Source organism: Lachnoclostridium sp. An169, assembly GCF_002160525.1.
In the GTDB taxonomy this organism is placed as follows: domain Bacteria; phylum Bacillota; class Clostridia; order Lachnospirales; family Lachnospiraceae; genus Mediterraneibacter; species Mediterraneibacter cottocaccae.
The window spans coordinates 77,461-89,125 of the sequence record NZ_NFKT01000021.1 but is presented as its reverse complement, the minus strand read 5'-3'; the positions used below and the strand labels follow the sequence as shown (position 1 = coordinate 89,125).

At 51.1% G+C, this 11,665-nt stretch carries 11 protein-coding genes and 1 pseudogene; 10 read left to right on the top strand and 2 right to left on the bottom strand.

The window, feature by feature from the left end:
* Nucleotides 1-356, top strand: a pseudogene (locus tag B5F07_RS22860) (PD-(D/E)XK nuclease family transposase); the annotation flags it as partial.
* A 113-nt stretch (nucleotides 357-469) separates the two neighbouring features.
* Here the strand turns inward: B5F07_RS22860 and B5F07_RS14640 are convergent.
* Nucleotides 470-922 (bottom strand): helix-turn-helix domain-containing protein, encoded by a 453-nt coding sequence (locus B5F07_RS14640; RefSeq protein ID WP_087162024.1) that lies wholly within the window; start codon nucleotides 920-922, stop codon nucleotides 470-472.
* 169 nt (nucleotides 923-1,091) lie between these two features.
* Nucleotides 1,092-1,541, bottom strand: a complete 450-nt coding sequence (locus tag B5F07_RS14635; protein ID WP_087162023.1) for a CYTH domain-containing protein — start codon at nucleotides 1,539-1,541, stop codon at nucleotides 1,092-1,094.
* 183 nt (nucleotides 1,542-1,724) lie between these two features.
* Here B5F07_RS14635 and B5F07_RS14630 point away from each other — a divergent pair, with 183 nt between their 5' ends.
* The 9 genes from B5F07_RS14630 to B5F07_RS14590 all read left to right on the top strand — a co-directional run bounded on the left by B5F07_RS14630 (nucleotide 1,725) and on the right by B5F07_RS14590 (nucleotide 11,646).
* Complete coding sequence (locus B5F07_RS14630) at nucleotides 1,725-2,285, top strand: DJ-1 family glyoxalase III (RefSeq protein WP_087162022.1); 561 nt, start codon at nucleotides 1,725-1,727, stop codon at nucleotides 2,283-2,285.
* 87 nt (nucleotides 2,286-2,372) lie between these two features.
* Nucleotides 2,373-3,662 carry a trigger factor gene (tig, locus tag B5F07_RS14625; protein WP_087162021.1) on the top strand — a complete coding sequence of 430 codons (1,290 nt, stop codon included), beginning with the start codon at nucleotides 2,373-2,375 and terminating at the stop codon, nucleotides 3,660-3,662.
* A 71-nt stretch (nucleotides 3,663-3,733) separates the two neighbouring features.
* Nucleotides 3,734-4,315 carry an ATP-dependent Clp endopeptidase proteolytic subunit ClpP gene (gene clpP, locus B5F07_RS14620; protein WP_087162020.1) on the top strand — a complete coding sequence of 194 codons (582 nt, stop codon included), beginning with the start codon at nucleotides 3,734-3,736 and terminating at the stop codon, nucleotides 4,313-4,315.
* A 26-nt stretch (nucleotides 4,316-4,341) separates the two neighbouring features.
* Nucleotides 4,342-5,613, top strand: a complete 1,272-nt coding sequence (clpX, locus tag B5F07_RS14615; RefSeq protein WP_087162019.1) for an ATP-dependent Clp protease ATP-binding subunit ClpX — start codon at nucleotides 4,342-4,344, stop codon at nucleotides 5,611-5,613.
* Nucleotides 5,614-5,771: 158 nt separating this feature from the next.
* A complete protein-coding gene (lon, locus tag B5F07_RS14610; RefSeq protein WP_087162018.1) occupies nucleotides 5,772-8,111 on the top strand; it encodes an endopeptidase La in 2,340 nt (779 codons plus the stop codon).
* Between the two features lie 11 nt (nucleotides 8,112-8,122).
* Nucleotides 8,123-8,725, top strand: a complete 603-nt coding sequence (gene yihA / locus B5F07_RS14605; RefSeq protein WP_087162017.1) for a ribosome biogenesis GTP-binding protein YihA/YsxC — start codon at nucleotides 8,123-8,125, stop codon at nucleotides 8,723-8,725.
* A 1-nt stretch (nucleotide 8,726) separates the two neighbouring features.
* The gene (gene ytvI, locus B5F07_RS14600) at nucleotides 8,727-9,857 is read left to right on the top strand and encodes a sporulation integral membrane protein YtvI (RefSeq protein ID WP_087162016.1); all 1,131 of its coding nucleotides are present in this window, start codon (nucleotides 8,727-8,729) and stop codon (nucleotides 9,855-9,857) included.
* Nucleotides 9,858-10,009: 152 nt separating this feature from the next.
* Complete coding sequence (gene rd / locus B5F07_RS14595) at nucleotides 10,010-10,171, top strand: rubredoxin (protein ID WP_087162015.1); 162 nt, start codon at nucleotides 10,010-10,012, stop codon at nucleotides 10,169-10,171.
* Nucleotides 10,172-10,269: 98 nt separating this feature from the next.
* The gene (locus B5F07_RS14590; RefSeq protein WP_087162014.1) at nucleotides 10,270-11,646 is read left to right on the top strand and encodes an NAD(P)/FAD-dependent oxidoreductase; all 1,377 of its coding nucleotides are present in this window, start codon (nucleotides 10,270-10,272) and stop codon (nucleotides 11,644-11,646) included.
* Nucleotides 11,647-11,665: the final 19 nt, after the last annotated feature.

The following is an 11,665-nucleotide window of genomic DNA, read 5'->3' as shown; positions in this document are numbered from 1 at the left end:
CATGGCTTGCTTTCCTCAGTGTGGACGAACCGGAAGTGATTGTAAAGCTGATCGGGGAGTATCCGCAGTTTAAGAAATATTATGAGGAAATCTATACACTGTGCCGGAACATGGAGAAGGTGATGAATATGTTTTCCAAGGAACTGCAGGAACTGGACCGGAATACTGTACAGTATATGATCGATGAGATGCAGGATGAGATTGATGCAAAGGATGCTCTTATCTCGGAAAAGAACAATGCATTGGCGGAGAAGGATGCAGCACTTTCGGATAAGGACGCAGCCCTCTCCGAAAAGGACAGGGAGATCGCGGAATTAAAAGCGCAGCTTGCCAGGCTTTCATCTGACCGCAATTAGTTCACTTGAATGGCAAAGGTTCCCATTCATTCTTAAAAGAAAAAATCATATCCCGCAGAATACCGTGCTTTCCAGCAACAGATTTCTGCGGGATATGATTTTTTCCTATTTATCTACTTTTTAATAACTTCGTTTTTCGGTTTTTTCTTCTTCTGCCTGCTGCTGTTTCCGGAATCAGCGGGAGTTTCCTCCGGAAGCCCGAGCACTTTCTTGACAAGCCTCCTGTCGTCCTGGGAGGCACTGCGGTAGTGGGTCAGAAGCTCCGTCTCTTCCCGCGACAGGTAAATCGTATCGGCGCTCTCGATAACCATACCCGGATAATATGGCCCGTGGCTTTCGTTGATGACGCCTTTCCCGGATAAGGGCTGCAGGATGAGCTGGTCTAACGTTACATGGTAGAAATCAGCGAGAAGGATGACCGTACAGAGGTCGGGAACCCGTAACCCCGTTTCGTAGTTGGAGTATGCCTGCCGGGAGATATTCAGTTTTTTGCTGAGCTGCTGCTGTGTAAGATTGCTGTCTGCACGAAGCCTGCGAAGATTTTCAATCAGTTGGATGTTGGACACCGGTGCACCTCCAAGTACAGGAATGACAAAAAGTTTCCAATATTATATCAATTTTTCCTGTAGTTGGAGTCTTATGCAACAATTTGAAAATTTACATAAAAATGCAACGAAACGTGGCACACAGACTGATCCTCTTTAACCGGAAGGCGGAAAGGGGAGTCGGCTACATCTACATCCGGCTCAGTACGCTGTTGTGGTAGAGTGATGAGAATGTCACGTCCTCGCCGAACCATTCGGGAGGAAGAAAAGCATCCGCACTTTTCCTGTCCGGAAATTCCACCTCTCCGAGAACAAGAGGCGCAAGATCGCCCTCGAAGATATCAAGTTCCAGGTTCAGTCCGTCTTCCAGAGGAATGACATACCGCTTCTTTGTGATCAGCCTGCCGTCGATCTTTTCCCGGAGATGATGATAGGCGCTTTCGGTTAGGGGAAGATTATATTCTTCCCGCACCATAAGCCCCTGGGACTTATAGGTGAGGTAATAACTGTCATTGTCCCTGCGAACTCGCACGACCGGATCCGTGCACAGATACCCCTGCTCAATCAACCTGCAGGGATAATCTTCCTTATCAAAAGGAAGATTATCCAGTTCTATAAGAAATTTACGCTCAATTTCCATTTATCCTGCCTCCTTTATATTCTGTGTCTGTTGTTTTTTCGCACCGAAAAACGGGCACAGGTGAAAAAACACCCACATCCACTATAATATACGAAGAAAAAATTGTAAACCATTGCATTTGCGAACCTGGTCTGCTAAACTTGTTACTGGGTGAAAAATCATGAACGGCAAGGAGGTATTTTCATGAAGAAAGCATGTGTTTTTCTGGCGGACGGCTTTGAGGAGATCGAAGGTCTGACAGTTGTGGATATTTTAAGGCGTGCAGGCGTGGAGACACAGACTGTCTCCGTGATGGGCAGGAAAGAGATCGCCGGTTCCCATGAGATTCCGGTTACGGCGGATCTTCTGTTTGAGGATCTTACAGAAGAGGATGCTTCTTCGGCGGATCTTCTTGTGCTTCCGGGCGGCATGCCGGGGACGTTGAACCTGAAGGCTCACGAGGGGCTGACAAAGCTTCTCCGGGAGTTTGATGAGAAGAAAAAGTATATCGCCGCAATCTGCGCGGCGCCAAGCATTTTAAGCGAACTTGGCATGTTAAAGGGCAGAAAGGCATGCGCATACCCCTCTTTTGAGGAAGCACTGGACTGCGGAGAGGTGCTTCAGGTCCCGGTGGTGACGGAGGGACATATCACAACGGGAAGAGGAATGGGGGCTGCGATCCCCTTTGCACTGCGTCTGACAGAGCTGCTCTGCGGGGCAGAGAAAGCAGAAGAGGTAAGAAAGTCCATCGTATATGAGGTTTAGGTGAAAAAACACTGGAAATATGGGGGCTTGTGTGCTATACTGTCTTAATGACTGCAAAGATAATTTGCGTAATCAAGGAGGAAGAAAATGAGTTTACAGGTAGAAAAATTAGAACATAATATGGCAAAGCTGACGATCGAGGTGTCAGCAGAGGATGTGGAGAAGGCACTTCAGGCAGCATATCTGAAAGAGCGCGGAAAGATCAGTCTTCCGGGATTCCGTAAAGGAAAAGTGCCGCGCCAGCTTATCGAGAAGATGTACGGACCGGAAGTGTTCTATGATGAGGCAGCCAATCATATGATTTCAGAGGCATATGGAAAAGCTTACGACGAGTGCGAACTGGAGATTACATCACAGCCGAAGATCGATGTGGTACAGCTTGAGAAGGGCAAACCGTTTATCTTCACAGCGGAAGTTGCCGTAAAACCGGAAGTGACACTCGGTGAATATAAAGGACTGAAAGTGGACAAAGTTTCCACAGAGGTGACACAGGAAGAAGTTGACGCTGAGATCGACAGAGAGCGCGAGCGCAACGGAAGAACCATCGATGTGACAGACAGGGCAGTTCAGGACAAGGATCAGATCACTCTGGACTTCGAGGGATCTGTAGACGGCGAGCCGTTTGAGGGCGGCAAGGCAGAGGATTACCCGCTGACCATCGGAAGCGGCGCATTCATCCCGGGATTTGAGGATCAGCTGATCGGCGCTGAGATCGGAAAAGAGATGGAAGTCAATGTGACATTCCCGGAAGAGTATCAGGCAAAAGAGCTTGCAGGAAAAGCTGCAGTGTTCAAATGCACAGTCAAGTCCATCAAGGCAAAAGAGCTTCCGGAGCTGGATGACGAATTCGTATCCGACGTATCCGAGAAGAGCGAGACAGTAGATGAGTACAAAGCAGAGGTAGAGGCTAAGCTGAAGGAACGCAAGGAGCGCGAGGCAAAGCAGAAGAAAGAGGATCAGGCTGTAGAGAAGGCTGTGGAGAACGCACAGATTGATATTCCGGAGCCGATGATCGATCTTCAGACAAGACAGATGGCGGATGATTTTGCACGCCGGATTATGCAGCAGGGCCTGACCGTTGAGCAGTACTATCAGTTCACAGGGCTCTCTGAAGAAAAGATGATGGAAGAGATGAAACCGCAGGCAGAGAAGAGAATCCGTACAAGACTGGTTCTCGAGGCTGTAGCGGCTGCAGAGAACATTGAGGTTTCCGACGAGCGTCTGGAAGAAGAACTCAAGAAGATGGCTGACTCCTATCAGATGGAGGTTGACAAACTGAAAGAGTTCATGGGCGAGAATGAGAAGAAGCAGATGAAGGAGGATATCGCAGTTCAGGATGCGGTTACTTTCATCACGGATGCAGCAGTAGAAGAGTAAGAGACATTTTTTTCGAAAGGTGCGCCGTACTGGTGCACCTTTTGTCAGACATCAGGAAGGAAGGATAGAACATGAGTTTAGTACCTTATGTCATTGAACAGACGAGCCGCGGTGAGCGGTCCTATGATATTTATTCAAGACTGTTGAAGGAGAGGATCATTTTCCTCGGTGAAGAGGTAAATGACGTGTCTGCCAGCGTGATCGTGGCGCAGCTCCTTTTCCTGGAAGCGGATGATCCGGATAAGGATATCCAGCTCTATATCAACAGCCCGGGAGGTTCTGTTACGGCAGGACTTGCCATCTATGACACGATGCAGTATATTAAGTGTGACGTGTCTACCGTATGTATCGGTATGGCGGCGAGCATGGGGGCATTCCTGCTCTCAGGCGGAAAGAAGGGAAAGAGATTTGCCCTTCCGAATGCGGAGATCATGATCCATCAGCCGTCCGGCGGTGCTCAGGGCCAGGCCACGGAGATCCAGATCGCAGCAGAGCATATCCTGCGCACAAAGCAGAAATTGAATGAGATTCTGGCTGCAAATACCGGACAGAGCCTGGAGAAGATCAAAGCCGATACAGAGCGTGATAATTTTATGTCCGCTGAAGAGGCGAAGGCATACGGTCTGATCGACGAAGTAATAGTAAGCCACTGATTTAGTGGTGGTATGAGGTGACATATATGGCAGGAAAAATGACAGATGACATCGTAAGATGCTCGTTCTGCAATAAAAGTCAGGCACAGGTGCGCAAGCTGATCGCAGGACCTAACGGCACCTATATCTGCGATGAATGTATCGCCATCTGCTCGGAGATCATCGAGGAAGAGCTTGATTACAACGACAGAGGCGCGCTCGATGAGATCAATCTTCTGACGCCGGAGGAGATGAAGGCGTTTCTGGATGATTATGTGATCGGGCAGGATGAGGCGAAAAAGGTTCTCGCCGTTGCAGTATATAACCATTATAAAAGGATTCTGGCTGAGCAGGATCTGGGCGTGGAGCTTCAGAAGAGCAATATTCTGATGCTCGGACCGACCGGTTGCGGAAAGACGCTTCTGGCACAGACTCTTGCGAAAGTACTGAATGTCCCGTTTGCCATTGCGGATGCGACAGCACTGACGGAGGCGGGATATGTGGGAGAGGATGTGGAGAACATTCTTCTCAAGGTAATACAGGCCGCGGACGGGGATATTGAGCGTGCGGAGCACGGCATCATCTATATCGATGAGATCGACAAGATCACGAGAAAATCGGAGAATCCGTCCATTACCCGCGATGTATCCGGAGAGGGTGTTCAGCAGGCTCTCCTGAAGATCATAGAGGGAACGGTGGCGTCTGTTCCGCCTCAGGGAGGCAGGAAGCATCCCCATCAGGAGCTGATTCAGATCGATACGACGAATATTCTGTTTATCTGCGGAGGAGCATTTGAAGGAATCGACAAGATTATCGAGACCCGGCTGGACAGAAAATCGATTGGTTTTAATGCGGAGATTGCCTCAAAGCATGAATATGATATCGATGTGCTTCTTCACGAGGTACTGCCTCAGGATCTTGTGAAATATGGTCTGATTCCGGAGCTTGTAGGAAGGCTTCCGGTCACGGTATCCCTGGATATGCTTGACGAGGAGGCGCTGATCCGTATTCTGACAGAGCCAAAGAGCGCGATTGTCAAACAGTATCAGAAGCTTCTGGAGTTGGATGGCGTGAAGCTGGAATTTGACCGGGATGCAATGGTGGCGATCGCCGAGACATCACTGGCGAGAAAGACAGGTGCGAGAGGTCTGCGTGCGATCATGGAGAAGATCATGATGGATACGATGTTTACCGTTCCGTCGGACGATACCATCAAGGAATGCCGGATTACGAAGAATACCGTGCTCGGCACAGAAGGACCGAGGTATCTGCGCGACGGCGAGGAGCGAAGGTCATTTCTGACTTCGGAAAGTGCATAGAGAGCGGATCAGGATCCGCTTTGTACAGGGCGGGTGCAATGGATTTCCCATATGTGCCCGCCCTGTGTTTCCATATAAGCAGAGAAGGATGCGGATAATCCGGAGCAGAGAAAGGAAACTTTCTGCAGCGTATTCCGCAGAAATTCAGGAGGAGACAGATGGACAATGAGATAAAGAGCCTGCCCATGGTGGCGCTGCGCGGGATGACAATTCTGCCGGAAATGGTCGTTCACTTTGATGTGAGCCGGGAGAAGTCCATTGCAGCTGTGCAGGAAGCCATGGTGGAGGAACAGAAAATATTCCTTGTGGCCCAGAGAACTGTCAATACGGAGGATCCGGGGCAGAAGGACGTTTACGAGGTCGGCACGGTCGCTTCGGTCAGGCAGATTATCAAGCTGCCAAAGCATATCGTGCGCGTCCTTGTGGCCGGAGAGAGCAGGGCGGTACTCAGGGAGATTGAATTCTCGGCACCGTATCTGCGGGCAAAAGTGGAAGTTGTAGAGGAACCGGAGGAAGAGAATTCCGGGGACGAGGAAAGCCTTCACGAGGATACCGGCACGGAGGCTATGGAACGGAGCCTGAAGGATATGTTCGTTGACTACGCCGCGAGAAACGGCAAGATATCCAAGGAGACAGTGGCGGGAATCCTGGAGATCAGGGGACTGCGCAGGCTGGTGGATGAGATTGCCGCATCAATCCCCCTGCACTATACTGACCAGCAGGAGATCTTAAATGAGATCGATCTGCAGAAACGCTATGAGAAACTTGCGTTTAAGCTGGTGAATGAAGTGCAGATCATGAACATCAAGGAAGAGATCCAGAGAAAAGTGAAGGAGAGGGTGGACAAGCACCAGAGGGAATATATCCTGAGGGAACAGCTCCGGCTGATCCGCGAGGAACTGGGAGAGGAGTCTACCATATCCGACGCCGAAGAGTTCGAACAGGCTGTGCGGAAGCTGAAGGCGCCAAAGGAAGTCAAGGAGAAACTGCAGAAGGAGATCAACCGTTTCAAGAGCTCACTGAACTCCCCGGCGGAGAACGGGGTGATCCGCACGTATATTGAGACTCTCCTGGAGATGCCCTGGAATAAAGCTTCCCAGGACAACAACGATATCGCCTATGCAAAGCAGGTGCTGGATGAGGATCATTACGGACTGGCGCAGGTGAAGGAGCGTATTCTGGAATTCCTGGCTGTGCGGACGCTGACGAAGAAAGGGGAGAGCCCGATTCTCTGTCTGGTGGGACCGCCGGGAACAGGAAAGACTTCCATTGCCAGATCACTTGCCCGCGCAATGAAGAAGAAATATGTCCGGATTTCCCTGGGAGGCGTCCGGGATGAGGCGGAGATCCGCGGACACAGGAAAACCTATGTGGGGGCGATGCCGGGGCGTATCGCCAACGGGATTCGGGCAGCCGGTGTGAAGAACCCGGTAATGCTTCTGGATGAAATCGACAAAGTCAGTACAGACTACAAGGGAGATACGTTTTCCGCTCTCCTGGAGGTACTTGACAGCGAGCAGAACAGCCGGTTCCGGGATCATTATCTGGAAGTGCCCCTGGATCTCTCCGAGGTTCTGTTCATCACCACGGCAAATACGCTTCAGACCATACCCCGTCCGCTTCTGGACCGTATGGAGGTGATTGAGATCAGCAGCTATACGGAGAACGAGAAGCTCCACATTGCGGAGGAGCATCTCATACCAAAGCAGCTGAAGCTCCACGGACTTACGGAGGAACAGCTGACCTTCAGCCGGCATGCGATCTGGAAGATGGCGCGCAATTATACGAAGGAAGCCGGTGTAAGACAGCTGGAGCGGGAGATCGGAAATGTGTGCCGGAAGGCGGCAAAGGAGATCCTGACAGAGGGAAGAAAGAAAGTGGCTGTGACAGACCGCAACATTCACCGGTTCCTCGGAAAGGAGAAATTCACCTATCAGATGGCAAATCCGGCGCCGGAGGTGGGAATTGTAAGAGGCCTTGCCTGGACAAGCGTAGGAGGGGATACCCTGCAGATCGAGGTGAACGTCATGCCGGGAACCGGGGATATCATGCTGACCGGTCAGCTCGGCGACGTGATGAAAGAGTCCGCGCAGACCGGAATCAGCTATATCCGTTCTGTGAGCGGGCGGTACGGGATCGCGGAAGATTTCTTTGCCAAACATGATATCCATGTACATATTCCGGAGGGAGCCGTGCCGAAAGACGGACCGTCTGCCGGGATCACCATGGCGACAGCCATGCTTTCCGCCATCACGGAGAAGAAAGTCCGCGCCGACCTTGCCATGACCGGTGAGGTTACGCTGCGGGGGAGAGTCCTTCCCATCGGAGGCCTCAAGGAGAAACTTCTTGCGGCGAAGAATGCGGGAATCCGCACGGTCCTTGTACCGAAGGAAAACAAGGCGGATGTGGACGAGCTGGCTTCCGAGATTACAAAGGGGCTGGAGATCATTCCGGTTGAGAATATGAACGAAGTGCTGGAAAAGGCACTGGTTGAATAAAGGAGCAGGATATGGTAATTAAAAATGTAAGTCTGGAGACTGTATGCGGGATTACAAGCGTACTGCCGGAGAATGACAAGCCGGAGATTGCATTTGCGGGAAAATCCAATGTGGGAAAATCATCACTGATAAACGCGCTGATGAACCGGAAGTCGCTTGCCCGGATCTCGTCTACGCCGGGCAAGACCCAGACGATCAACTTCTATAATATCAACGATGTGATGTATCTGGTAGATCTCCCGGGATACGGGTATGCAAAAGTGTCGGAAAAGGAGAAAATCCAGTGGGGAAAGCTGATCGAGAAATATCTTCACGGCTCCGCGCAGCTTCGGGCGGTTTTCCTTCTCATCGACATCCGGCATGAGCCGTCGGAGAACGACCGGATCATGTACCGGTGGATTCTGGACCAGGGATTCGAGCCGATTATAATTGCCACGAAGCTGGACAAAATAAAGCGCAGCCAGGTTCAGAAGCATGTGAAAATGTTAAAGGACGGGCTTGCCCTTGTGCCCGGGACGAAGGTCATCCCCTTTTCGTCGCTCACGAAACAGGGGCGGGATGAGATATGGGAACTGGTAGAAACAGAGTATCTGGAGACAGACGGGGAGGAGTAGGATGAAACGGAGACGTCCTTACTGGCAGGTCGCGGTCAGACTGCTGTTCAGTGTCCTTGCAACGGCGGCCTTTATCGTTGCAGGAATCTGGCTGATCGGATTCCTGGCGCCTTTTGTGATCGGGTGGATTATCGCCTCGATTGCGGCGCCCCTTGTAAACTGGCTGGAAAAGAGACTGAAAATAGTAAAGAAACTGGGGTCGGCGCTGATTGTAATCCTCGTTCTGGGCGTGATTGTGCTGGTGATTTACTTTGCAGTCAGCAGACTTGTCGTGGAGATCAGCGGGCTGATCCAGAATTTCCCGGAGATCTATGCGCAGCTTGAGGCAGGGCTGCGGCAGATCGGAGATACGCTGTCCGGCCTGTTTGAGAGGCTGCCGGAAGGTGTGCAGGAAGGATGGAACACGGCGGCGGAAAATCTGGATCACTATATGGGAAATCTGGTTTCGAATATCAGCGAGCCCACTGTGACTGCGGCGGGGAATATCGCCAAGAGCGTGCCGTACTATCTGATCTCTTTCCTTGTCGCCATCCTTTCCGCCTACTTTTTTACCGTGCAGAGAGAGGAAGTCCTTCAGTGGTTTAAGAAGGTATTCCCTGCGGCGGTGACAAAAAGGATGACCCTTGTGGCAGACAACCTGAAATATGCGGTGGGAGGATATTTCAAGGCGCAGTTCAAGATCATGGGAGTTGTGTTCCTGATTCTGCTGGTAGGACTGGGACTCCTGGGGACGGGATATTTTGTCCTGGTGGCTTTCCTGATCGCCTTCCTTGATTTCCTGCCGTTTTTCGGTACGGGAACCGCCATGATTCCCTGGGCGGTCTATACGTTTTTCATGGGAGACTATAAGCTGACGGTGGCGCTGATGGTGATCTATGTAATCACTCAGGCGGTGCATCAGCTCCTTCAGCCGAAACTTGTGGGGGACAGCGTGGGGCTCAATCCCCTTGTGACCCTGCTGCTTCTCTATATCGGCTACCGGATCGGCGGCATTCTTGCCATGATCCTGGCGGTTCCGATCGGGATGGTGCTTATCAATATGTGCCAGTCCGGGGCGTTTGACTATATTTTTGATGATGTAAAAATCCTGATTGACGGAATCCTGGGACTGCGGTCCGATGAAGAAGAGTGACATCCGTGCCGGTATACAATTATTGCCGGCAACTGTTTTGGGCTTGCAATCGTATATGCAGCTGTGATATTATGTGTAATGGAAAAGCAATATCCCGTCCGGGTATAAAACGGAGGGGAAAATAGAACAATAACAGACAGGAGGAAATAAAGATGAAGAAATATGTTTGTGACGTATGTGGATACATTTACGACGAGGAGACTGGCGATCCGGAAAACGGAATCGAACCGGGAACAAAATGGGAAGATGTGCCGGAAGACTTTGTCTGCCCGCTGTGCGGAGTAGGAAAAGATCAGTTTTCTGAAGTAGAGTGATCTTAATTAAGATGCGCCTGGGGACAGCTTTGAGGAGTTGTCCCCGTTTTTATTTTGCAGGGAGATCCTGAAAAAATCGGGAAAGAAGGAAGATGAGAATGAGTAGATATGATGTGATTATAATCGGAGCCGGTCCGGGAGGAATCTTTGCGGCATATGAGCTGACAAAGAAGGCGCCCGGGTTGAAAATAGCGGTGTTTGAGGCAGGAAATCCTCTGGAAAAGAGGAAATGTCCGATTGACGGGAAAAAGATAAAAAGCTGCATTAACTGCCGGACCTGCGCGATCATGAGCGGATTTGGCGGAGCGGGCGCATTTTCAGACGGCAAGTACAATATCACCAACAATTTCGGCGGAACACTCTATGAGTATATTGGCAAGGAAACAGCCACGGAGCTGATGCACTATGTGGATGAGATCAATGTGTCCCACGGCGGGGAGGGGACGAAGATGTATTCCACTTCCGGCACGAAATTCAAGAAGCTCTGTATGCAGCACAAGCTGAACCTTCTGGATGCATCCGTGCGCCACCTCGGGACGGATATTAACTATGTGGTTCTGGAAAATCTTTTTGCGGAGCTCAAAGACAAGGTGGAGTTCCGGTTTAACTGTCATGTGGACAGCCTGGAGCGCACCGGCGACGGGTACTGTGTGATCTGCGGGGAGCAGAGGGACGAGTGTACGGACTGTATCGTTTCCGTGGGGCGAAGCGGAAGCAAATGGATGGAGAAAGTCTGCGGGGAACTGGATATACCCACCAAGTCGAACCGGGTGGACATCGGTGTGCGCGTAGAGCTTCCGGCTGTGATTTTCTCCCATCTGACAGATGAACTCTACGAGAGCAAGATCGTCTACCGCACGGAGAAATTTGAGGATAAGGTGCGGACTTTCTGCATGAACCCGAACGGGATTGTGGTGAATGAGAACACCAACGGAATCGTGACGGTCAACGGACACAGCTACGAGGATCCGGCAAAACAGACAGAGAATACGAATTTTGCCCTGCTGGTGGAGAAACATTTCTCCGAGCCTTTCAAGGACAGCAACGGATACGGTGAGAGTATTGCCCGGCTGTCCAATATGCTGGGCGGGGGAGTGCTGGTTCAGAGATTCGGCGATCTGATCCGGGGGAGAAGAAGCACCCGGGAGAGAATCGAGGAAAGTTTTGTTCGGCCGACCCTTTCGGCGGCGCCCGGCGATTTAAGCCTCGTGCTTCCGAAGAGGATCCTGGACGGGATTATCGAGATGGTCTACGCTCTTGACAAGATTGCGCCGGGAACTGCCAACGACGACACCCTGCTCTATGGCGTTGAAGTCAAGTTCTATAACATGGAAGTTAAGCTTGATGAGAATCTTGAGACGAAATACAAAGGGCTCTATGTGATCGGCGACGGCAGCGGTGTGACTCACTCTCTGTCCCATGCGTCTGCCAGCGGCGTCTACGTGGCGCGCAGGATTGCGGGAAATCACGGATAATACAAAGAAGAAAAACAGA

Excerpts from the sequence above, each read along its gene's own strand:
- B5F07_RS14635 (WP_087162023.1), bottom strand. The coding sequence starts at position 1,541 with ATGGAAATTGAGCGTAAATTTCTTATAGAACTGGATAATCTTCCTTTT.
- B5F07_RS14630 (WP_087162022.1), top strand. The coding sequence starts at position 1,725 with ATGAAGAAAGCATGTGTTTTTCTGGCGGACGGCTTTGAGGAGATCGAA.
- tig (WP_087162021.1), top strand. The coding sequence starts at position 2,373 with ATGAGTTTACAGGTAGAAAAATTAGAACATAATATGGCAAAGCTGACG.
- clpP (WP_087162020.1), top strand. The coding sequence starts at position 3,734 with ATGAGTTTAGTACCTTATGTCATTGAACAGACGAGCCGCGGTGAGCGG.
- clpX (WP_087162019.1), top strand. The coding sequence starts at position 4,342 with ATGGCAGGAAAAATGACAGATGACATCGTAAGATGCTCGTTCTGCAAT.
- lon (WP_087162018.1), top strand. The coding sequence starts at position 5,772 with ATGGACAATGAGATAAAGAGCCTGCCCATGGTGGCGCTGCGCGGGATG.
- yihA (WP_087162017.1), top strand. The coding sequence starts at position 8,123 with ATGGTAATTAAAAATGTAAGTCTGGAGACTGTATGCGGGATTACAAGC.
- ytvI (WP_087162016.1), top strand. The coding sequence starts at position 8,727 with ATGAAACGGAGACGTCCTTACTGGCAGGTCGCGGTCAGACTGCTGTTC.
- rd (WP_087162015.1), top strand. The coding sequence starts at position 10,010 with ATGAAGAAATATGTTTGTGACGTATGTGGATACATTTACGACGAGGAG.
- B5F07_RS14590 (WP_087162014.1), top strand. The coding sequence starts at position 10,270 with ATGAGTAGATATGATGTGATTATAATCGGAGCCGGTCCGGGAGGAATC.